The following is a 22,928-nucleotide window of genomic DNA, read 5'->3' on the forward strand; positions in this document are numbered from 1 at the left end:
GCCAACTAGGGGGTTTTACGCTATGAGCTTCCAAAAATCTTCTAAAACTTATCAAGAGTTAGTTCAAATCCTTAAAGATAGAAATCTGGTTGTTTCTGATGAGAGTAGAGCAGTTGATTTTCTAAGTAGGGTTCATTACTATCGATTGAGTGCTTATTATCCTCCCTTTCAAAGCAAAAAGGATTCTTTTGATCCAAATATTACTTTTGAGGATATTGTCAGGCTTTATGAGTTTGATGCAGAGCTAAGAAAATTTGTTTTTGCTTATATTGAGAAAGTTGAGATTGCTTTAAGGGCGAAAATAGTCCAAGTTCATACGCAACGATATGGAACACTTGGATATGCTGAAAATATAAAATCTCTTGATATGACAAATATGAAAAATATGTCTATCTATTGCGAAGTTGCACACAATATCCAGAAAGAAAAGACAAGAACAAAAGAGGTATTTGTGCAACACTTCAAAGATAATTGTAAAATGAATGATCTACCTCTATGGGCTTGTGTAGAACTTTTGTCCTTTGGAAATCTATCAAAACTTTTTTCGATTTTGCTTCCCCAAGATAAAAAGGCGATTTTGCAAGATTTTGGATTGAATCTTCATCCAAAACCTTTCCAGAATTGGCTAATGTGTTTGACTACGATTTGTAATATTTGTGCTCATCACGCAAGACTATGGAATCGAGTGATTGGCACCGAGTTTGTTATCCCAAATAAAACAAGTTTTTTACACAAGGAGGTTAATAGAAGAAAGATTTTCTTCGCTCTTAGTGTTTTAGCTCAAATCCTCAAAGATTCTTCTATTAAAGTAGAATTTAAAGCCCTATTAGACAAATATCCCACAATCCCTACAAAATCTATGGGAATCCCACAATCTTGGGAAGATCTAAGCCCTTGGAGTAACCTATGAAAAGCAATCAGATTCAAAATATTTATTTTTTACAAACCACTCAACTCTTTTTAAAATGGAAAGAGTTGGCTAGAGCGTTTAGGTGGTTGTTTTTATTTTGGAAAAGACCACTTACAAAGGAAAGAAGATGATTCCTAAAGGCTATAAACACACAGAAATTGGAATCTTGCCAGAGGATTGGGAAGTGGTGAGATTGGGGGAGGTGTGTGAGATTCATAATGGTTTTGCCTTTCAGTCAAAGAAGTTTAAAAAATGCGGATTCCCAATAGTTCGGATATCTAATATAAAAGATGATAATTCAATCTCTCTAGAAGAGATAGTTTATTTTTCATTTGATGATTATAAAAATAAAAACTTTAATAAATTTATGGTTTGCCAAAATGATATTTTGGTTGCTTTATCTGGAGCGACAACTGGGAAGATAGGGAAAATGCAAGAAAAAGTCACTCTGTATTTAAATCAGCGAGTTGGAAAATTTCAGCCTATGGAAAAGTTAAGTAATGATTTCCTCTATCACTACTTACTACTTCAATCTGATTTACTTCTTTTATTATCTGGAGGAGGGGCTCAGCCAAATTTAAGTACAAAAACAATTAAAAATAAAATACATATCCCCCTCCCACCGCTTGCAGAGCAAGAAAAAATCGCTAGAGTATTAAGCACTTGGGATACTCAAATCCAAAATTTAAAATCTCTTATTGCAGAAAAACAAAATCTCAAAAAAGGGCTTTGCCAGATCCTACTTTCAGCCAAAATGCGCCTTGTAGGTTTTGATGAACCTTGGCAAGTGGTGAGATTGGGAGATATCTTGGAATACGAGCAACCAACAAAATATTTAGTTTCAAGTACAGAGTATGATGATTCTTATATAACGCCTGTTTTGACAGCAGGAAAAACTTTTATTTTAGGATATACCGATGAAATGGAAGGAATTTACACCAACCTCCCAATTATTCTTTTTGATGATTTTACGACGGCAAGCCAATATGTAGATTTTTCTTTTAAAGTCAAATCATCAGCATGCAAAATTCTTAAGCTTAAGAGATCAGAGTTTAATTTAAGAGTTATATTTGAGACTATGCAGAGATTAGACTTTGTGGCAGACGATCATAAAAGATATTGGATTTCAGAGTATCAAAATCAAGAAATTTTTCTACCTAATGCAAAAGAGCAAGAGAAAATTGCAGAGATTCTAAGCGAGGCAGACAATGAAATCACGCTTCTTACTCAAAAACTAGAATCTCTCAAATCCCAAAAAAAAGGACTAATGCAAAAATTACTAAATGGAAAAGCGAGGGTGAAATAATGATAAAAAGTATAGTGCTTAAAAATGTAGCAAGTTATAAAAATGAAACAACTTTAACAACAGATAAAAGAGTCAATCTGATTTATGGGTTAAACGGTGCAGGGAAGACACAAATTTCTAGATTTTTGGCTAGTTATAGTAGGGGAAATGATGATGAAGTATTTCAAGAATGCAGCTTAAATATAGATGGTGATGCAAAAATTTTAGTTTATAACCAAGATTTTGTAGATAGTGAATTTTATACAAGTGATCCACTGAAAGGAATCTTTTCACTTTCACAAGAAGACATAGCAATAGTGGAACAAATTGAAAAACTCAATTCAAGCAAAATAAAATTAGAGGCGCAAAAGCAAAAACATGAAGAGCAAAAAGAGCAATGTGAAGAATTGATTATAAAAGAATATGAAGAATTGAAAGAAAAACTTTGGGAGATTAAAGGGGAAAAAATTAAAAAAGGTTCAATTTTAGAGAATCTTCTTGTGGGAAAAAAGCAAAAGCAGAGTTTTTGTGTTTATATGCTTAAAATTTTTTCTAAAGAGAAAGTGGAGACTCAAATTGATATTAAAGATTTAGAGAATAGGTATAGGCAGATTCAAGAAACACAAGAGGAGATTCAGCCTATCCAAGATATAAATATTAAAACCTTGTTTCCAATAGAGCAAGATTTAATTTTTCAGGAAAGTATTGTTGGGAACGAGAATAGTACAATCGCAGGATTTATTAAAGAATTGGGGAATGAATCTTGGGTTAAGGCAGGAAGAGAATGGATATCTGAAGATTCTGGTAAATGTCCTTTTTGTCAAGGGGAAACAATTACTCTAGAATTTCGAGAGCAAATCAAGAGCTATTTTGATGAAAATTATGAAAAAAAACTCACAATTCTAGAACAAAATTTGCGGAGTTATGAGAGTGAGATAAAGAAGATTCCTAGTATTGAAAGTTTCGAAAGAAAGGGATTTTTGGATCTAGAAAAGGATGGGGTAAGAAGTCTATATGATAAGCTAATCATAAATTTAGAAAAGAATCTGAGATTCATAAATGAGAAAATACATGATCCAAGTCAAAAGATTAAACTCTCTGATTCTGGAGAATATGTAGATAAACTTAATAAGATTTTTGGAGAAAAAAATTTACAAATCGACGCTTTTAACCAAGAACTTAGAAATAAAAAAGAAGCAAGGGGTAAGATAGAAAAGGAGTTTTGGGAGTATTTATCAGAACAATGTTTTGAGAAGATTAGCGATTATAAAGAAATTTACACAAAAAAACAAAATGAAATTGAAGGATATTGCAAGGCGATTTTGGCTCTTGAAGGCAAAATACAAAAAGGCAATAAAGATATCGAAGAATTAGAAAAAAATACTTCAACAACAAAAGAAGCTGTTAGTAATATCAATAGCTATTTAGAGGGGTTAGGAATTTGTAGTTTTCGTATCGTGCAAGTTGAGGAAGATAACAACTTCTTTTATCGAATTACAAGAGATTTTACCAAAAAGGATATTTTCACTACTTTGAGTGAGGGAGAGAAAACTCTTATTAGTTTTTTGTATTTTTTAGAGATTTGTAAGGGAAAACGAAAGCAAGATGAGGAGTATGGTAAAAAAATTATCGTGATTGATGATCCGATTTCGAGTTTATCTCATAACTATGTTTTTGATATGGCTCAACTCATCAAAGATTTGTTTTTAGAGGAAAAGTGCAAAATCTCTCATGTTGAACAGATTTTTATCCTTACTCATCATTTGTATTTTTTCCATGAATTGCGAGGATATAAAGAAGCATACAGCAACAATATACAATGTTTTAGAATCTTGAAATCTGATGGACAAATATCGCAAATTGAAAAAATTGGTGGTAATCAAATTCTGAATGAGTATCAAAGTTATTGGCAAATCTTAAAAGATTGTAGGGATAACCAAAATCCTAATTATTTGGCAGTAATTCCAAATATTATGAGAAATATTTTGGAATACTTTCTTGGTTTCACTAAAAAATCAAAGATAAATATAATAAAAAGAGGAGAAAGTGAATTAGACAAAGCTTTTTATCGTTATATTAATCGAGAATCGCATTCTTTTATGTCTAATATTGTGGATGGAAAAGAGGTGGATTTTAAATTCTTTTTGAATAAATTTAGACAGGTTTTTGATGATTTGGGATATTTAGAACATTATGAAACTATGATGAAAGAGAACCAACAAGAGGATTTTGAAAATGAAGAATAATCAAACAACCTACTCAACTTCTGAAGCCATCACTATCCAAAAGCCCTTAGTAGAATTTCTTAAAAAGATGGGCTATCACTACATTTCTCCCAAAGAAATGCAAAACTATAGGACAAATACAAAAGAAGTCTTGCTTAAAGATATTTTGCGCACCCATCTCTCTAAAGCCTCCTTTTCTCACAAAGGTCAAAATTATTATTTTTCTACCGAAGGAATTGAGCGGGCAATCAGAGAGCTAGAAACCCCCTCAAGCGAAGGATTGCTTAAAAGTAACGAAACTTTAACAACTAAACTTCTACAGGGTATAGAAGTTCCCCAATCCCTCCAAGATGGCAGTAGCAAAAATCAAACTCTCCTTCTTATTGATTTTGAAAATCCTGACACTAATGATTTTAGTTTCACAGAAGAATTTGAAGTGCTAAGAGCTCAAGAAGAGGGTGGGGAGAAGCATAGGCGTCCTGATATCGTGGTATTTGTCAATGGAATCCCTCTTGTAGTGATTGAACTTAAAAAATCTGGAGTTGATATTAAAGAGGGGATTTCTCAAATGATTCGCAATCAAAAAAATGGCGAGATTCCTCATTTTTTTAGATTCATTCAGATGACTTTGGTAGGAAATAACCAAGATGCCAAATATGCTACCACAGGCACCCCAGCTAAGTATTATGCGAGATGGGTAGAAGAAGATGAAAAATATCTTTCTCCATTTTCTGGAGAGAAAAATGCTAATGCAATTGAAAAGCTTGTATTTTCTCTTTTGAGTAAAGAGCGATTATTGGAGATGATTTATTCTTTTATTGTGTTTGAGAAGTTGCAAAAAAAGATAGCACGCCATCAGCAATATTTTGCGATTAAAAGAACACTTGTTCGCATTCAAAACGACAAAGGAGAATCAAGACAAGGAGGTTTGATATGGCACACTCAAGGCAGTGGAAAATCTCTTACTATGAGTTTAATGGCTACAGTGATAAAAAAGAATATTCCTAGAGCTAGGATTATTGTCGTTACTGATCGCAAAGATTTAGATATCCAGATTCATAAAGTTTTTCAAGCAAGTGGTATTAGTGTCTCTCGTGCAAGAAATTCTTTGCATTTAAAAGATCTTTTGTCTTCTGGTGTGAGGGTGATTACAACGCTTGTGCATAAATTTTATGATGTTAAAGACAAGGTAGGAGAAGATAGGGATGTTTTTGTGCTTGTAGATGAGGCTCATCGCACTCAAAGTGGACTTTTGCATAATGCGATGAAGAGAGTTTTCCCTAATGGATGTTATATTGCTTTTACAGGGACACCATTACTTAAAAAAGATAAAAGTTCTGTTCAAAAGTTTGGAGGATTTATCCATAAATATACAATTGAGCAAGCCCTAAGAGATGAAGCGATTGTGCCACTATATTATGAAGGGCGCATTGCTGATCAATTTGTCAATAATCAAGATGCTCTCAATCGTCGATTTGAAATGCTTTCAAGAGATCTAAGCAAAGAGCAAAAAGCTGACCTTAGGGCAAAAATCTCTCGTTTCCAAAGACTTGCCCCCAATCGCGAACGCCTAGAAGAGATTGCACTAGATATTTCTATTCATTTTGAGAAGATACGCCCTTTTAAAGCAATGCTTGCTACAAGCTCTAAATATGAAGCAATTAAATATCATCAAATTTTTCAAAAAAATAATTGGCTTAAAAGTGCTTTTGTTATCTCTGCTCCTGATATGAGAGAGGGGTATGAAGATATCAATCAAAGCAATCAAGATGAGGTAAGAAAAGCTTGGGAAGACTTGATGAAAGAATTCTCAAATGAAGAGACTTATATGGAATACATTCAAGATAATTTTGCCAATGGAGATGAAATTGAGCTTTTGATTGTTGTAGATAAACTTTTGACAGGATTTGATGCACCTAGCGTGTGTTGCCTTTATCTGGATAAAACACTTAGAGATCATAGTCTTTTACAAGCTATTGCAAGAGCTAATCGGATTTTTGAAAATAAGGATTTTGGAATTATTATTGATTATCGTGGATTGCTTGATAATTTAAGTAAAGCCCTTGTTGATTATGAGGTTTTGGCTGGATATGAGGAGGGAGATATTGCCAAAGCAGTGATTAGTCTGCAAAAGCAGTCTTTAGATGTAAGGGAGAAATTTCAAGCCTTGCAAGATTTTTTTATCAAGTGTCAAGTACAAGAAGATTATGAGATATTTTTAGAAGATAGAGAGAGGCGTGAGAAGTTCTACTCACTTCTTTTAGAGTTTTCAAAGAGTCTCCAGCTCCTTTTTTTAGGCGAGGGGTATCAGGATGAAATCAAAGATTCAGAAGTAGAGATATTTAAAAAAGCTTTGAAATTTTATGTAGAGCTTAAGCGCAGTGTTCAGCTTCGCTATCACGAAAAAGTGGATTTTAGAAATTATGAAAAACAAATGCAAGAGCTTATTGATCGCTATATTGGAGCAAATGAAGTAGAGGTATTAGTAGAGCTTGTAGGGGTGTTTGATGAGAGATTTTTAGGTGAAGAGAAGCAATTGGGATCTGATAGTGCAAAAGCAGATCGGATTATAAATGCCATAAATCAAGTTATTACTCAAGAAAGGGTAAAGAATCCATTTTTCTATGATGAATTAAGTAAGCAGATTAAAGATGTATTAGAAAAATATAAGCAGGGAAGAATCCAAGAAGTAGAAAAGCTATTTGAAGCTAAAAAAATCTTAGAGAATCTAAGGGGCTATAGTAATAATGATCAGGGAAGTTATCCAAAAGACTTGGTGAAAAACGCCCAAAAAGCTTTTTATGATAATCTTAAATCAAGGTTTGATGATGAGGAAAAATTGGTGAAATTTATTCTTGAGCTTGATGAGGTATTTGTGCAAAAATCTCAAAAACCTGATTGGGAATATAATCTAGAGATTGCTAAGCAAATTGATCAAGCAATCGATGATTTGCTCTATGAGTATGATATTCTTATTCCATCTCAAGAGATTGAGAGCTTTATCATCAAAGTGAGAGAGATAGGACAAAAAAACTATGCAAGCTAAAGTCATCTATAAAGATATTAAAAATTTTATTCTTAAAGTTAAGCCTTCTTTAGAAGTAATTTTGAGCGTACCAAGACATACAAGCGCTAAAGAGATAGATTATATCTTGCAAAAACGCAAAGGATGGATTGAAAATGCATTGCAAAGATTCCAAGCTCTGCAGCCCATAAGCCCCAAAGAATTTGTAAGCGGAGAAGATTTTGAGTATTTAGGAAAGCATTATCGTCTTAAAGTGATTCCAAGTACAAAAGAAGAGATAAGAATTAATGGTGCATTTGTAGAACTTTTGACAAAAAAAGAAAATGATTTTTTGCATAAACAAAAGCTCATCAAGCAATGGTATCAAAAAAGAGCTCTTGAGTGTTTTAGTAAATTGCTAGATTCTTATGCAAAACTTTTGGGGTTTGAGGTAAAGACTCTAAGGATTAGGACAATGAAAACAAGATGGGGAAGTTGCAATCCTAAAAAAGCCTCAATTAATCTCAATCTTGAATTGATTAAAAAGGATAAAAGAGAGATTGAGTATGTCATCTTGCACGAATTAGCACATCTTAAATATCCTTATCATAATCAAGACTTTTATCACTTTGTAGCCTTATATATGCCAGATTGGAAAGATGTAAGAGCAAAGCTAAATGGAATAAAAGCTTAAATAAGGATTAAAAAAGCTTTATTTAAGCTTTGTTGGTTGTTTAGCTCATAATTTAAAGAGTGATTTATTCTTTTATTTTTAAAACATCTAGCAATGCCTTATAAAGAGCAATTGCACTTAGGCGATAACCAAGAGGTGTGAGATGCACATCCTTTTTTGATAATTTTTTTTCAATCCACTCATCTTTTGTTCCACTTTTCTCCATAAAATCATCAAGATCAAAAAAGAGTGTGTTTTCATTTTTTGCTAGCTCTCTTACAGCCTTTTTAACAGGTAAAAAGTTTGTTGTAATTTCATATTTTTTCTTCTCATTATTCTTTAATACGACAGTAGGGGGACCTACTAATAAAATTGTAGCATTAGGGTTAAATTTTCTAATCTTTCTAATCAGTACTTTATAGTTATGTAAGAAGCTTTCTTTATCAAACTTTTCAGAAATCGCATCATTAGATCCATAAGAGAAAATAATAAGATCATATTGGATTGCTTGAAGCTCTTGATCAAAGATTTCTTGATTCCACTTTAGCCAAAGATCACTTCTTGCGCCATTAATTCCCATATGATCGATGATGTTGTTTTTGTCTTTGTTGTAGATAAAATAACCTCCAAGCATTCCATTTCTAATCAAGGATTTAATTTTTATTGGAAATTTTAGATCATATTCTTTGCTTAATACCCAAGTTTCGGGATTTTTTGAGCTTAAATGAATCTTTTTTTGATTAGCATCTAGTATCTCAAAAGTTGCAAGATTATTAGGAGATTTAAAAACAAAACGCGTTGTGAAGTTTTTATTTTCAAACTTGGGGTTAATTATGATATAAGCATCAGAATTCTTTGACCTTGCAATAACCCCACCCATTGGATAATTAATATAATTATTTCGTAGAGAATTATAGGTTTCAAAACCTTTGCTTTGCATTTCTACAAGAATATTTCTGTGATAGTTTGGAAATAAGGGATAGATAAAGCCCAAAGCATTAGGAGTGAAGATAATATTTCTTAATTCAGAGGAAAAAATATCAGGTGCTATATGAGAATCCCCAAAGACTTTAATTTTTAGATTTTCTTTTTTTAAAATTTTGTCTCTCAATAAATTTACATTGGGGGAATTATAATTATGCATTTGTGCTTTTTCTATTTTCTTGATTATTTTAGGGTCATATTTTTGTAGATTTTGTTCAAATAAACTTCCTGTCTTTGACCCTAACCATATTGGCAAAAGACACACTGCTAATATCAATTTTTTCATTCTTCAGACCTTTGAATATTCTTATTTACTTCATCAAAACTTTCCTCATCAGGAGCTTTTTCTTGAATAACTTCAAGCTTTTCAATTAATAAATCAGACAATAATCTAGAGCCTGCAATACTAAAGTGAATCCCATCAGAAGCACGAATTTTTACTCTTGTGTTATTATCTTTTTGGAGGTCAGGAGTATAGATTCCTTGTGGCGCAAATAAAAAATTAGTTTTAATAAAAAAAGCACGATTAAGCATAGCTTCTTGCTCATAGAGTTCATTTAAATGGGAAATTCTAGTATTTAATTTAGGATTTTTTACTACAGGTATTTCATACCAAAATATAAAAATTTGTCTTTCTTTTGCAAGTTCATAAATTCTTTGAATTCTCTGTGAATAAACTTCATCCCATTCTGGAGTTTGAAATTTGAGCTTTCCGATATTCCAAGGATCATTGGCTCCAAGCATTACTACAATTACATCAATATTTAAATTTTCATTTAAAGTATTTTCTAATACTTCAGGCCAATTGAAAAACTTGGAATAAGTAAGACCAGTGCTTTGCTTGGCTAAATCTATCACTTGTATATTTTGTTTTTGGAGTTTTGGAGTAAGTGTCATACTTACACCTTGCATCATAGAATCCCCAATAAATAGAAATGTAGCATAATCTCTAATCACAAGCTTATCATTCTCTATGCTTATTCTTGGAGGTATTTCACTAGTTTCTTCTTGGATTACTTCAGATAATTGGGATTGGTTTTCTTCAATATTTTTGTAGCCTAGGGTTGAAGCTTTTGGCAAAAGTTCTTCAAATTTATCTGAAAGCATTACTGTTGGCTGACTAAACCATACCAATAATTGATTGAAACTATTATCTTCTTGTGAAAATTCCCAGTGATATTTTTGTTCCAAATACTTCAAAATGCTTTGATTAAATAACAATGAGATGCTAAAGTAAATCATACATAAAGTGAAAAAAAACTTCCAAAATTTCATCAAAAATCCGCATAAATAAAATTAGGTATGCCATTTGGCATAATCGAAAAAATCACAGCAAGAAGAATAATTAAATAAAGGGGCTTAATGATATTGGGGATTTTTCCAAGGTGGAGGACAAAAAGTTTATCAAGATTGATGCAAAATTGATAGGCAACAAAGATAATAAATCCTGCTAGTAGGAGGATGATATTTGTTTGGGTAATGGGTAAATGATTATTAAAAGCATAAATAAAATCAAGCGATTGTGAAAAGTCTTGATAATAGAAAAATATCCAACAAAAAGTGACAAAATTAAATGTAATGAGTTTGGATAAAAGTGGAATTTTGTGAAAATTGATAGAAAATTTTTGCATACAATTGACAACAATAACCCCCATACCATGCAACCCTCCCCATACTAAAAAGTTAATCGTATTGCCATGCCAGATTCCAGAAATGCAAAATGAAATCAAAACAAAGAGTTGAGTTTTAAAAAAACCTTTCTTGTTGCCTCCCAATGGGATGTAAATATAATCTCTAATAAAAGTAGAAAGGCTGATATGCCACCTTGCCCAAAAATCCTTTAGATTCTTTGCAATATAAGGCATATTGAAATTCATAGGAAGTTTGAAACCAATCATTAATGCAAAAGCACATACTAAATTTACATATCCACTAAAATCACAATAAATCTGTATAGAGTAGCCATAGATTCCTAGTAGTAATTCAATCATATTAAAGCTACTAGGATTTTTTAGTATTTCCGTGACATAGATATCTAAATAGCTTGCAATAATGATTTTTTTGATGATTCCAAAAATTAAAAGCATAAAAATCAGATTAACATTTTCTGGCTTCCAAACTCTTATTTTTTCAAATTGTCCAAAAAAGAAATCAGCCCGCATAATAGGACCAGAAATAAAGGTCGGAAAAAAGGATAAATAAGTTGCTAAATCTTCAAAGCTTTGAAGATTTTTATTGAAAGCACTACCTTGAATTTTGCCATCATATACCCATTTAAGATAGGTAATAGATGCAAAGGTATAAAAACTAATACCAAAAGGCATTAAAATATCAATCTGACTGTCTTTAAAACCCATAAAACTAAAAAAGACAATAGCAAAATCTTTGATACTAGAGTAATACTTAAAAAAGCATAAAAATAAAACAGCAAAAGCAATGCTTCCCAAGAATAAAAATCTTTTCTGATAACTAGCAATAGCTAGAGCTGAAAAATGGATGAAAATGGTATAAAAAAGTAAAACAAGGGCAATATAAAAATTCCCTAGCGCAGTGATTAAAGTGTAGTTAAAAGCTAGGATCAAAAGATTTTGGTGTTTATAGTTTTTTAAACTCCAATAAATGGCTAAAAAACATAAAAATAATAAAGAAAACTCAATAGAAAAAAAGTTCATCTAATCATCCAAATTTGTAATAAGATATTTAGATCTTACAACTTCAAGCTCTTTTTCTAAGCGTTGTTTTTCTTCAACCAAAAGATCATATTGTGCTTGCAGAGCATTGATATTTCTACTAGTGTGATAAATTTCACTTGTTAAGAAAATCTTTGTTCCAAGTAAAAGACAGGAAAAAAAGAGTATGCATAATGCCCCTGCCAAAGATTTAGGACTTAGGCCAGAAAGATAAATTTGCAAGGGCTCATAAAGATTGTCTTGAACTCTCATTAAATCAACTCTAATTTATTTTTTTGTGAAATATTATATTTATTATGGTTTTTTTGCAAGTATTTTAAGGATTTGCGCAGAATCAATAAATGAAAAGATTTTTAATAAGTCTTTTATTACATCTTTAGGATGTTTATAGTGATTGTCTCCTTTTAGATTCTTTAGCGGTTTAAGATAGATTGCATATATTGTTAATCTCTTAATTTATGAAATTTTAGTTTTTGAGACTACAGCTCTCTTGTTTTGTATGTTTTTTTGTTTTAGATTTATTTATTAGGAATTATTTTTTATAAAATCTAAAAGTTTATTTAAATTATTTAGGATAGTTTAGTTCATAAGACTAAACTATATTTATTTTAATTTCATAAAGTCTTGACTTGTTTATGAAATTAAACTAGAATTCTATCACTTAAAGTTTTTAAGTGCTAATTTATTATGCAAAATTTAGATTAAGGAGCTTAAGATGGAATTCAAGCCACTTGGAAAGAGAGTTCTTGTAGAAAGACTTGAGGAAGAAACAAAGACAAGTTCGGGTATTATCATTCCTGATAATGCAAAAGAAAAGCCTTTAATGGGTGTAGTTAAGGCAATAGGTGGTAAAGTTTCTGAAGAATGCGGATGTATTAAAGATGGTGATACAGTTGTGTTTGGAAAATATAAAGGTAGTGAAATTAAACTAGACAATAAAGAATATATCGTATTGGATTTTGAAGATATACTAGGAATCATGAGTAAGTAATTTATAAAGTTTGTTAAGGAGAAGAAAATGGCAAAAGAAATAAAATTTAGTGATAATGCAAGAAATAAACTTTTTGAGGGCGTAAAGCAATTAAGCGATGCTGTTAAAGTAACAATGGGGCCAAGAGGTCGTAATGTATTGATTCAAAAAAGCTATGGTGCTCCAACTATTACAAAAGATGGTGTTTCTGTTGCAAAAGAAGTAGAACTAGCAGATCCGATTGCAAATATGGGTGCTCAACTAGTAAAAGAGGTAGCAAGTAAAACTGCAGATGCTGCTGGAGATGGAACAACTACTGCTACAGTTCTAGCTTATAGTATTTATAAAGAAGGTCTTAGAAATATTACTGCTGGTGCAAACCCTGTAGAAGTAAAAAGAGGTATGGATAAAGCAGTAGAAGCAATTATTGCAGAGCTTAAAAATGGAAGCAAAAAAGTAGGTGGAAAATCTGATATTGCACAAGTAGCTACAATTTCTGCAAACTCTGATGAAAAAATTGGAAGTTTGATTGCAGAGGCAATGGAAAAAGTAGGTAAAGATGGTGTAATCACTGTAGAGGAAGCAAAAGGAATCAACGATGAACTAAGCGTTGTTGAGGGTATGCAATTTGACAGAGGATATCTTTCACCTTATTTTGTGACTAATACTGATAAAATGACAACTCAACTTGAAAATGCATATGTGCTTTTAACAGATAAGAAAATCTCTTCAATGAAAGATATTCTACCTTTACTTGAAGCTACAATGAAGAGTGGAAAGCCTTTATTGATTGTTGCAGAAGATATTGAAGGTGAAGCACTAACTACACTTGTAGTAAATAAATTACGAGGTGTTTTAAATGTAGCAGCAGTAAAAGCTCCTGGATTTGGCGATAGAAGAAAAGAAATGTTAAAAGATATCGCAATTCTTACAGGTGGTGAAGTAATCAGCGAAGAAGTAGGTAAAACTTTAGAATCTGCGACAATTGAAGATTTAGGTCAAGCTGCAAGAATTGTAATTGATAAAGATAATACAACAATCGTAGATGGTAAGGGTTCAAGTGATGAGGTAAAAGCAAGAGTAGCTCAAATCCGCACACAAATTGAAAGCACAACAAGTGATTATGATAGAGAAAAACTACAAGAAAGACTAGCAAAACTTAGTGGTGGTGTAGCAGTAATTAAAGTAGGTGCAGCAAGTGAAGTAGAAATGAAAGAGAAAAAAGATCGCGTAGATGATGCTTTAAGTGCTACAAAAGCTGCAGTTGAAGAGGGTATTGTAATTGGTGGTGGAGCTGCTCTTATCCGTGCTGCTCAAAAAGTAAATTTAAAGCTTGAGGGTGATGAGGCTATAGGCTATGATATCATCAAAAGAGCAATTAAAGCTCCTTTAGCACAAATTGCTGCAAATGCAGGTTTTGATAGTGGTGTAGTTGTAAATGAGGTAGAAAATAAGCAAGATGCTTTTGGTTTCAATGCAAGCAATGGTGAGTATGTAGATATGTTTACTGCAGGAATCATTGACCCTCTAAAAGTTACAAGAGTTGCATTACAAAATGCAGTTTCTGTATCAAGCCTTCTTTTAACAACAGAAGCTACAATCAATGAGATTAAAGAAGATAAGCCATCTGCTCCAGCAATGCCTGATATGGGAGGAATGGGTGGTATGGGAGGAATGGGTGGTATGATGTAATCCCCCCCCCCCTATTAATTCTTTTAATTTTTAACTGCCTTTTAACTTTAAAACTTTCAAACCTCCCTTAGCACTGCTAGGGGAGGATTATATTAGAGCTATTTTTAATCCTAATTTTTGATAGAATTAAATGGTTTTATGCTTGTGATACTTGGATAATTTTTTAGAGAATAAAATCTTTATAAACTATGTTTAAAACTACTATTTAAAAAAGTATATTTTTGTTTTGAATAAGACTAATCCACCCTAAATATCTTGCTTATACAATTAAAATTTTCATCTTGTATCAGGATTTAAAAGGTGTCTGAAAAAAGTGAGTTTTATCATTTTAAGAGTTCAAATAGGCAAAAAGCTGTGGCATTTTCTTAATTATTTTCTTTAAAGTACCTATAGATTTAACCAAAAAAAGAATAAAAAAAGTTTTTTTGTAAAAGTTTTGGTGATTTTTGCTACCTCATAAAACATAAAAAATCTACTACAAAAAGATGGGCTTACTAAAAAGTACCCTAGATTTTACAGGAGTATTTTTGATTTTATAGGGTGGGGCTATTGGGTGTAAAAAGTCCTTATAAAACCCTTAGATTTTATTTTTTTCTCATTAATTTTATAGTAGAATAGCGCGATTTTTGTCTTTTAAAATCAGCAAGTTTATGTGAAGTAGAAGGAGAAGGCTATGGCCGAAATAAAAAGAAGAGATTTTTTAGGAATGACACTGGGGGGTGTGGCTGCTGCAGGTGCTGTTGCGTCTTTGGTCGCTATGAAAAAGACTTGGGATCCTCTTCCTAGTGTTGTTTCTGCGGGCTTTACAACTGTAGATTTAAGCCCTATGAAAGAGGGAGATTTTTTCAATACAGAGTGGAGAGGAAAGCCTGTATATATTATCAGAAAAAAGGCGGATGCAAGTTTTAATGCTGCTAGAGACTTTAAGATAGGAGATGCAGTTTTTACTTTAGGAATCCAAATTTGCACACACTTGGGTTGTATTCCTATTTTTGATTCAAATAAAGAAGATTTCTTTTGTCCTTGTCATGGTGGGCGTTTTGATATTGATGGGGTGAATGTTGCAGGAACCCCACCACCAAAGCCTTTTGATATACCACCTTTTAAGGTTGATGGTATGAAACTTGTGTTGGGTGAGAGTGGTTCAGAATATGAAGCGATGTTAAAAGCATAAGGAGAATTAAATGGCAAAAATAAAGAAAGCTAACGGTTTAGTGGATTGGCTTGATCAGCGTATGGGGCTGAAAAAGCTGATTGAAGTGATGATGACAAAGTATTGGATTCCAAAAAATATCAATTTTTTATGGGCAATGGGCGTTGTTTTGTTGGTTTTATTCACACTATTATTGGTGTCTGGATTATTTTTGTTAATGTATTACAAGCCCGATGCAAAATTGGCATTTGATAGTGTAAATTATACGATTATGCAAGAGGTTGCTTATGGGTGGCTTTGGAGACATATACACGCAGTTGCTGCAAGTATGATTTTTGTAATCATCTACATTCATATGTTTGTTGCAATTTATTATGGATCTTATAAGAGAGGCAGAGAAGTAATTTGGTTGGGAGGAATGTTACTATTTGTCGTTTTTTCAGCAGAAGCATTTAGTGGATATATGCTTCCTTGGGGACAAATGAGTTATTGGGCAGCAGCAGTTATTACTAATCTATTTGGTGGTATTCCTGTTATAGGACCAGAGGTTGTAGAGTGGGTGAGAGGAAATTATGTTGTTGCAGATTCTACACTTACAAGATTCTTTATGCTTCATGTTTGTCTTTTACCAATAGTTATTTTAAGTCTTATAGCATTTCACTTTTATTCTTTGAGAGTGCCTCATGTAAATAATGAGGAGGGTGAGGAGCTTGATTTTGAGGTTGAACAGGAAAAGTATTTAGCAGATAAGAAAAAAGAATCTAAAGTAATTCCTTTTTGGCCAGTTTTTCTTTCAAAAGACATCTTTGTTGTATCAGTTTTTATGATCTTCTTCTTTTATCTTGTGTGTTATCACTTTGATTTTGCTATGGATCCAATCAATTTTGAACCTGCAGATAACTTAAAGACACCTTTACATATTTATCCAGAATGGTATTTCTTATGGAGTTATGAAGTACTTAGAGGATTTTTCTTTAGTGCAGATCTTGGTTTGATTGCTTTTGGTATTGCTCAAGTTGTATTTTTTATGTTGCCTTGGTTAGATAGAAGTGATGTTGTAGCTCCAGCTCATAAAAGAAAAGGTTTTGTGGTTTGGTTTTGGCTTTTAATTGCTGACCTTGTAATACTCACAATTTATGGTAAGTTACCTCCAGAGGGTATTAATACTTACATTGGCTTTGGTGCTTCAATAGGGTTTTTATTCTTAATGTTTGTCGCACTTCCTATCATCACAATTATGGAGAGAAAAGGAGGTGTTAAATGAGAGAGCTAAAGATTTTGGCAATTATTGTAGCAATTGTTGGAATTATCTATTGGGGGGTTGAACCTCTAGCGCATTCACAGATGCACCCAAAGGTTGCACCTGCTGATTTTAACTTTGAGGATTTAAGTAGTGTTGATATGCAAAATGCAGATATCAAAAAGGGTAAAAGCTTGACTGCAGATAATTGTGCTTCCTGCCATAGTATCAAATCCGAAGGTATAGAAGCTCCTATGGATGAGGCTTCAGCAGCATCTACTTTTGGTGTAGTTCCTCCTGATTTATCAAATATTGGTGGTATTTTGGATGCAAAATTTTTGGTGCATTTTATTGCAGATCCAGTAAAGGCTAGCCTTGTTAGCCATAAATTTAAGGTAGTTTGCGAAGGTGAGGATACGCAAAAGTGCGAGGAAGGAAATCAAGGTAAAGCAGACTATCCTATGAATGCCTTTACAGGGATTTTAAGCACAGAAGAAATGGTAGATATTGTTGCGTATCTACAATCTATTGCATCTAAGAATTTAAGCAATAAAGAAGTATTTGAACAAGCTTGTCAGAGATGCCATAGTATGAAGTATGATAAGGTGGTTGCACTTACTCCAGATGAGGATCTTTCAAGATATCTTGGATCAAAAGCTCCTGACTTGTCAATGATGATCAGAAGTAAGGGTGAAAAGTATCTAAATATTTTTATCAATGATCCACAAAAGGAATTAAGCGGAACTGCAATGCCTAGAGTAGGTCTTACAGAGGAGGCACAAAACCAAGTGATTGATTATATTGAAAAAGTTGGTGATAGCAAAAAGCCTGAGCGCGATGCACTTGGAATTAAAATAATGATTTTCTTTGCAGTGTTCTCACTTCTTGCTTATGCGTGGAAGAGAAAGATCTGGAAAGATTTACACTAATTTTATGAAGCCATAGATCACTCTATGGCTTTTTTTAAAATAGAAAGTAAGAATTAGACAAGAAGCAATCTACTTTTATAAATAATCAATTAAATCAAATTTTTAACTCAAGATAATTCATCAATATTTTTATACCCTTGTAAAAGATTTTATATTTTAAAAATTCTAATTTTAAAGATGAATTTTTCTTCTTAGAATTTCAAGGAATACCAATATAACTACACAATTAAAGAATAATTGCAAGAAGCTATATTTAGATAAAAGAAGCATTTTGAAGCTTTCAAATACTTCTTATCTACTGTAGTGAAATCTTTGATTTAATAGTTTTTAAGTATCTCTTTTTAGCAAAGAGTTGAGTGAAAATATGAGAATGATAAATCTTGCAAGGAAGTTTTTGATATGCCATTATTAAGCCATCAAAATAAAGCTTAATTTATCTCTAACTAATAATTTTCAATTGTAATACAAGCTTTTATAAAAAATAAAATCAGAATAGATTCAACAAATATAAATAAATAATTAATTAATTCTAAATTAAAATTAACTATAAAAAGTATAAAACAAAGGATGAGTGAAAACTGGTTTAAAAAATTAAAAATATTCAAAAAACTAATTTTTTGCACCAAAAGAGTAGGCAAAAACCAATCAAAATATAATAAAAATGATTTTTAATTAAAAAAAATTCATATTTTTTTACAAAAATTTACAATTTTTCTATTTTTTTTTGGAAACTCTCAAAACAAGCAGGAATCGCATTTTCATAAAAAAATATAAAAGTCAAAAAATATTTTTTCCTCTAATTCTCTTTTATTTAAGAATATTTTAAACAAAAAACATCCAGTAAATACTATAATAGATAGGTCATTTGTTAAGTCGTTATTAATTTGTTTTATAAAAATTATGTTCTAGATTCTAAAACCAAAATAACTATGCAGGCGTAATTTTTCTAATTCAATCTATAAAACTTACATTTGTAAATAACTTTCACATCACGGAGGAATCTAGTTATGTACTTAGAGAAATCAAAAGAGAAGGATAATGTTTCTTTGACAAATCCTCTTATAAAAACTTCTCAAAAATCAATCTTTAAGCCTATTATCGCTAGTTCATTAGCTCTTTTTCTTGGTTCAAGTTTTGTTTATGCAAATTGTAGTGGAAATAATGGTGCGCCTGTTCTTTGTGTGGGAAATCTGGAAAATGAGGTAATCACAAATAAGCTAACTTGGAAGGATGATTCTGGAATGTATGCTCCACAACTTCAAGGTGATACGATAAATCTTGCTTTTAAGTTTCGCTATTTTGGTGACATGATTTCAGATGCTTCAGTCAATGGCAATGAAACAGTTTTTTACGCAAATACAAGATCTGTGGTTATTAAGAGCAATGGAGTTGGCATTAAAACTTCTTCTTTGCGGGTTTATTTTGATGAATTAAATGACAAAAAATTTACTTTAGATTTAAGTAATACAAATAATTCCAATCCTTCATTTCAAGGTGATTTAGAAATTAAAGGTGAAGGATTTTATAATGTCTTTGATGCAAAATTAAAAAATGGAATGAAGGGTAACATTTTTTTAAATTCAAGTTCTATGGTTACTTTTGACTTGATGCAAGCAGAAAGCAAGATTGAGGGACATATCACAAGTGATATTAAGGGTGGAAATCTCACAATTAAGAATGGAATGCTTGTTGGTAATATTGGAGGACAAGTTCTTTCTATCCCAGGAACTAAAGATCTTACAATTGTTTTTGATGGCACAAAAATGCAAGGTGACATTCAAACAGGGTCTGGTGATTTAAATGGGAATGATTTTCAGAGAAAAGAAATAACTTTTATGAATCTAGCCAATAACTCAGAATTTGCATTGACAGGAAGTATTATCTCTTATGGTAGTGGATATGGATTAAGTCTTGATAGAAATAAAGGCAATCATGTAACTTTTGAAAAAGGTTCGATGAAAGGACATATTCAAACCTATAGAGATCGTGCCCAAAGAGTGGGATATAATGAAGTTATTTTTAAGGATGATGGTGCAAAATTAGAAGGGAATATAGAGGCTTTAGGGGGTTCTATAAAGGGTAGTATGAGTGCAACAAATAAGGTTGTTTTTGAGCAATCTGGAACTGTTATTGGGCAGATTCTTGCAAAAAGCGATTCCCTTAAAGATTTGATTTATTCATCTTCTTTTCAGGGCAAGAATGAAGTATTTTTTAATGGTTCTAACAATAAGATTGAAAATGTTGATCCTGAAAAAACAGAAAAGAGGGCTGCAATACTTGCACAATCAAGTATTAATGAAGTAATCTTTAATAACAGGCATGCTAATAATACAATTGTAGGTGAAATTATCGCAGAAGATTCAAGCGTTACTATCAATAGAATCAAGGCAACAAATATCATCACTTTTAATGGTGGAACCAATACTATCACAGGAAACATTTTTGCAAGAAAGTCCAATGGAAGCGTAGGGGATTTTATACACGAAAATATCATCACTTTTAATGGTGGAAATAGCATAATCAATGGTTATATCACAACAGATAATTCTTCAGAAGTGAATAAGGAGGAAGTAAGATATGGAGGACGCAATATTTTAAATCTTAAAAATGCCACCTTAACCATTAAAAATAATGTAGAAGGAAAGGATCTAGATCCTATTATTGCTCTTAATAAGGGTTCTAATATTATTAATTTTGAGGGAGATGAAGTAATTTTAACCCTCCAGAGAACTAATAATATTAATGATGGGCTTATTTATACTAGAGATGTAAGTTCTGTTATTACAGTCAATTTTAATGCAAAATCCTCAATACTTAATGGAGGTATTACAAGTGGTAATGGAGTGATTGCAATTAATTTAAATGGCGATCGCACAAGGATAGAAAAAGCTCTCAGCACAAGTAGTTATGGAACATTAAACCTAAGTTTTAGTAATAATGCTGTTTTATCAATAGGTGATAAGCTAATATCAGAAACAACATCAAATTTCAAGGGCACTGTGAATATTAATCTAGCTTCTGATGGAATCGTTGATGGAATCATTGATGGGAACATAGATCTTAAGGGAGAAACAAGAGTTTATTTTGATAATAACTCTGCCTTAAACCTTATAGGAGGTAATGCTACTAAAACAATTAGTAATCTTACCACTGTTGGTGATGGGGTGATTAATATATCAGGCCAAGCAAGATGGCAAGAAGATTTTGTCTCAAAAGATAGTTTCCAAACTTTAGAAATTGGCAATCTAAGTTCTAATAAACCTGTAAAGTTTATTGTTTCTGTAAATCCAAATGCTTCTAGTGTTAAATCAGATAGAATCATTATTGAAGGAAATGGTGTAAATAATAGCGATATTCATTATCTAGGAGTTTTAGGAAATCCAGATGAGTTGATTGGAAAAGATCTTTATACTCAAGGAAGTAGAGATAATATAGTCTTAGCTACTGTTGCAAATATCTCAGAAATTACCCTGCAAACTACAGATTCTATTAATGGCTTTAGTTTAGTTACCTATGATTTTGATACAGAAACTACTGGTAGAGATGCTCAAAGTGGATCAGGCTATACCACTTATTTCCTAGGATCTGCTAAATCTAATGGTGCATCTTTAGCAAATCAATTAGCTAGTGCTTCAGCATTGAGTGCAAATTATGATTTATATCTAGCAAATCTAAATTCTTTAAATAAAAGAATGGGAGAATTAAGAAACAATGCTAATTCTCAAGGTGTTTGGATAAGAGTATTTAATGGTATGCAAACTTCTAAATTTGCACTTGAAACAAAGAGTATTTATACTACAATCCAAGCTGGTTATGATTATGCATTTGGGTCTAATGGGGCTAATAATTATTTAGGTTTTGCATTTAGTTATGCAAACTCTATTACAGATACTAAAAGCATTAATGATAGAGCAAACAATGGTTTAGATATGACAAGAGGGATTAAAAGAATTAATTCCAATGCAATGGAATTTGCTATCTATAATGCCTATGTTCAAGATGGAGCTAGCAGAGGGAGCGGATGGAAGAATGGATTTTATAGCGATAGTATCTTAAAGTTTAGTCGCATCACTTCTAAATTAGATCTTTTAGGACAAACTGAAACTTATGATACTGATAACTTTGCAGTTACTTTCTCTCAAGAGTTTGGTTATAGATTCTTATTTGGAAGTTTTAAAGAAATCTTTGTTGAGCCTCAAGTAGAAGTAGCATCGGGTTATTTAAATCAATCTGATTTAAAACAAAAACTAGGTCAAGCAACTTTAGATGGAGTTCAAAATTCTATCCTTACTGTAAGAACTAGAGTAGGATCTAGCTTTGGATATGACTTTAAAAACTTTACTCAAGATAAGGGCTTTAATTCTAAACTTTATCTAGGAACTTATTTTGTCAATGATTATATTTCTGGTGGAGATGTATCTTTAACAGATAAATATAATGCAAAAGTATCACTTTCTCCATTATCAACTACTTCTAGATTTGTTTTAAATGTAGGAACTAATTTCTCCATTAAAGACAATCATCGAATCTATTTTGATTTTGAAAAGAGCTTTGGAGGAAAGATTATTACAGATTATCAAGTAAATCTTGGATATAGATATAGCTTTGGTGCTTCAAAATATACTCCATATAATGAGGTTTCTACAACAGAAATTGAGCAAGTAGAAACTATTAAAGAAATAGAGCCAACCAGTGGTTATTATTTAGAATTATTCTCTAAAGACAAGCTCTCTAAAAAAGAAATGAATGTCTTAAAAAAGATAGAGGATTTAAGAGTAAAAACAGATAATGAAAATAAGACTTATCTAGTAGGTCCATTTGATAGCGAGCAGGATGCATTAGAGCAAAAAGATCAAATGCAAGGCATATTAAAAGAATTAGATTCAGATGCCAATGTGATTGTAGTGGAATAAATTTTAATCTAAGCAATAGCCTTAATTCTCATTAGAGTTAGGGTTATTGATCAGATAAAGGAGGAAAAAAACTAAAAGATGCAATGCATCAATGTTCTTTAAAAACTAAAAGAGAAACTTTTCTTTCTCTTGCCACCACTTGATACCCTTTTCATTCATTTTTTTAGGGATTTTGTAAAAAATCCTCGTCCGAAATATCTTTAGAAAGACAAAGATTACAATTTAACTCAAGCAAGATATGCTTTTTTGAAAGTTTTGGG

General features: G+C 31.8%; 14 protein-coding genes and 1 pseudogene. 11 read left to right on the plus strand and 4 right to left on the minus strand.

Annotated features, from left to right (window positions below):
- The first annotated feature begins 22 nt into the window (after positions 1 to 22).
- The 5 genes from C6H31_RS02925 to C6H31_RS02945 all read left to right on the plus strand — a co-directional run bounded on the left by C6H31_RS02925 (position 23) and on the right by C6H31_RS02945 (position 8,118).
- Positions 23 to 910 (plus strand): Abi family protein, encoded by an 888-nt coding sequence (locus C6H31_RS02925; protein ID WP_104697297.1) that lies wholly within the window; start codon positions 23 to 25, stop codon positions 908 to 910.
- Positions 911 to 1,037: 127 nt separating this feature from the next.
- A complete protein-coding gene (locus C6H31_RS02930) occupies positions 1,038 to 2,216 on the plus strand; it encodes a restriction endonuclease subunit S (protein ID WP_104697298.1) in 1,179 nt (392 codons plus the stop codon).
- Positions 2,216 to 4,441, plus strand: coding sequence for an AAA family ATPase (locus C6H31_RS02935; RefSeq protein ID WP_104697299.1), 2,226 nt, complete (start codon positions 2,216 to 2,218; stop codon positions 4,439 to 4,441). Before C6H31_RS02930 ends, C6H31_RS02935 begins: the two co-directional genes overlap by 1 nt.
- The gene (locus C6H31_RS02940; RefSeq protein WP_104697300.1) at positions 4,431 to 7,466 is read left to right on the plus strand and encodes a type I restriction endonuclease subunit R; all 3,036 of its coding nucleotides are present in this window, start codon (positions 4,431 to 4,433) and stop codon (positions 7,464 to 7,466) included. The genes C6H31_RS02935 and C6H31_RS02940 overlap by 11 nt, the downstream gene beginning before the upstream one ends.
- Positions 7,456 to 8,118 carry a M48 family metallopeptidase gene (locus C6H31_RS02945; RefSeq protein ID WP_104697301.1) on the plus strand — a complete coding sequence of 221 codons (663 nt, stop codon included), beginning with the start codon at positions 7,456 to 7,458 and terminating at the stop codon, positions 8,116 to 8,118. The genes C6H31_RS02940 and C6H31_RS02945 overlap by 11 nt, the downstream gene beginning before the upstream one ends.
- Before the next feature lie 64 nt (positions 8,119 to 8,182).
- Here the strand turns inward: C6H31_RS02945 and C6H31_RS02950 are convergent, their stop codons facing one another.
- Genes C6H31_RS02950 through C6H31_RS02965 form a run of 4 tightly spaced genes read right to left on the minus strand, consistent with a single transcriptional unit; the run spans position 8,183 to position 12,023 of the window.
- Positions 8,183 to 9,367, minus strand: a complete 1,185-nt coding sequence (locus C6H31_RS02950; RefSeq protein ID WP_104697302.1) for a GDSL-type esterase/lipase family protein — start codon at positions 9,365 to 9,367, stop codon at positions 8,183 to 8,185.
- The gene (locus C6H31_RS02955; RefSeq protein WP_104697303.1) at positions 9,364 to 10,356 is read right to left on the minus strand and encodes an SGNH/GDSL hydrolase family protein; all 993 of its coding nucleotides are present in this window, start codon (positions 10,354 to 10,356) and stop codon (positions 9,364 to 9,366) included. Before C6H31_RS02955 ends, C6H31_RS02950 begins: the two co-directional genes overlap by 4 nt.
- Entirely contained in the window at positions 10,356 to 11,753 is a 1,398-nt protein-coding gene (locus C6H31_RS02960; RefSeq protein WP_104697304.1) for an MBOAT family O-acyltransferase, read from the minus strand. Before C6H31_RS02960 ends, C6H31_RS02955 begins: the two co-directional genes overlap by 1 nt.
- On the minus strand, positions 11,754 to 12,023 hold the full coding sequence (locus C6H31_RS02965) for a hypothetical protein (protein ID WP_104697305.1): 270 nt from the start codon (positions 12,021 to 12,023) through the stop codon (positions 11,754 to 11,756). It lies immediately after the preceding gene.
- 463 nt (positions 12,024 to 12,486) lie between these two features.
- Here C6H31_RS02965 and groES point away from each other — a divergent pair.
- The 6 genes and pseudogenes from groES to C6H31_RS02995 all read left to right on the plus strand — a co-directional run.
- Positions 12,487 to 12,756 (plus strand): annotated as a pseudogene (gene groES, locus C6H31_RS02970) (co-chaperone GroES); the annotation flags it as partial.
- 33 nt (positions 12,757 to 12,789) lie between these two features.
- Positions 12,790 to 14,433, plus strand: coding sequence for a chaperonin GroEL (gene groL / locus C6H31_RS02975; protein WP_104697307.1), 1,644 nt, complete (start codon positions 12,790 to 12,792; stop codon positions 14,431 to 14,433).
- Positions 14,434 to 15,106: 673 nt separating this feature from the next.
- Positions 15,107 to 15,607, plus strand: a complete 501-nt coding sequence (gene petA, locus C6H31_RS02980; protein ID WP_104697308.1) for a ubiquinol-cytochrome c reductase iron-sulfur subunit — start codon at positions 15,107 to 15,109, stop codon at positions 15,605 to 15,607.
- 10 nt (positions 15,608 to 15,617) lie between these two features.
- The gene (locus C6H31_RS02985; protein WP_104697309.1) at positions 15,618 to 16,850 is read left to right on the plus strand and encodes a cytochrome b; all 1,233 of its coding nucleotides are present in this window, start codon (positions 15,618 to 15,620) and stop codon (positions 16,848 to 16,850) included.
- A complete protein-coding gene (locus tag C6H31_RS02990) occupies positions 16,847 to 17,755 on the plus strand; it encodes a c-type cytochrome (protein WP_104697310.1) in 909 nt (302 codons plus the stop codon). The genes C6H31_RS02985 and C6H31_RS02990 overlap by 4 nt, the downstream gene beginning before the upstream one ends.
- Positions 17,756 to 18,762: 1,007 nt before the next feature.
- Complete coding sequence (locus C6H31_RS02995) at positions 18,763 to 22,668, plus strand: autotransporter outer membrane beta-barrel domain-containing protein (protein ID WP_104697311.1); 3,906 nt, start codon at positions 18,763 to 18,765, stop codon at positions 22,666 to 22,668.
- The last annotated feature ends 260 nt before the right edge of the window (positions 22,669 to 22,928 follow it).

The organism is Helicobacter sp. 'house sparrow 1' (assembly GCF_900199585.1).
Classification (GTDB): Bacteria; Campylobacterota; Campylobacteria; order Campylobacterales; family Helicobacteraceae; genus Helicobacter_H.

What these genes read in the sequence shown, in the direction of transcription:
- C6H31_RS02925 (WP_104697297.1), top strand. Translation starts at nt 23, where the DNA reads ATGAGCTTCCAAAAATCTTCTAAAACTTATCAAGAGTTAGTTCAAATC.
- C6H31_RS02930 (WP_104697298.1), top strand. Translation starts at nt 1,038, where the DNA reads ATGATTCCTAAAGGCTATAAACACACAGAAATTGGAATCTTGCCAGAG.
- C6H31_RS02935 (WP_104697299.1), top strand. Translation starts at nt 2,216, where the DNA reads ATGATAAAAAGTATAGTGCTTAAAAATGTAGCAAGTTATAAAAATGAA.
- C6H31_RS02940 (WP_104697300.1), top strand. Translation starts at nt 4,431, where the DNA reads ATGAAGAATAATCAAACAACCTACTCAACTTCTGAAGCCATCACTATC.
- C6H31_RS02945 (WP_104697301.1), top strand. Translation starts at nt 7,456, where the DNA reads ATGCAAGCTAAAGTCATCTATAAAGATATTAAAAATTTTATTCTTAAA.
- C6H31_RS02950 (WP_104697302.1), bottom strand. Translation starts at nt 9,367, where the DNA reads ATGAAAAAATTGATATTAGCAGTGTGTCTTTTGCCAATATGGTTAGGG.
- C6H31_RS02955 (WP_104697303.1), bottom strand. Translation starts at nt 10,356, where the DNA reads ATGAAATTTTGGAAGTTTTTTTTCACTTTATGTATGATTTACTTTAGC.
- C6H31_RS02960 (WP_104697304.1), bottom strand. Translation starts at nt 11,753, where the DNA reads ATGAACTTTTTTTCTATTGAGTTTTCTTTATTATTTTTATGTTTTTTA.
- C6H31_RS02965 (WP_104697305.1), bottom strand. Translation starts at nt 12,023, where the DNA reads ATGAGAGTTCAAGACAATCTTTATGAGCCCTTGCAAATTTATCTTTCT.
- groL (WP_104697307.1), top strand. Translation starts at nt 12,790, where the DNA reads ATGGCAAAAGAAATAAAATTTAGTGATAATGCAAGAAATAAACTTTTT.
- petA (WP_104697308.1), top strand. Translation starts at nt 15,107, where the DNA reads ATGGCCGAAATAAAAAGAAGAGATTTTTTAGGAATGACACTGGGGGGT.
- C6H31_RS02985 (WP_104697309.1), top strand. Translation starts at nt 15,618, where the DNA reads ATGGCAAAAATAAAGAAAGCTAACGGTTTAGTGGATTGGCTTGATCAG.
- C6H31_RS02990 (WP_104697310.1), top strand. Translation starts at nt 16,847, where the DNA reads ATGAGAGAGCTAAAGATTTTGGCAATTATTGTAGCAATTGTTGGAATT.
- C6H31_RS02995 (WP_104697311.1), top strand. Translation starts at nt 18,763, where the DNA reads ATGTACTTAGAGAAATCAAAAGAGAAGGATAATGTTTCTTTGACAAAT.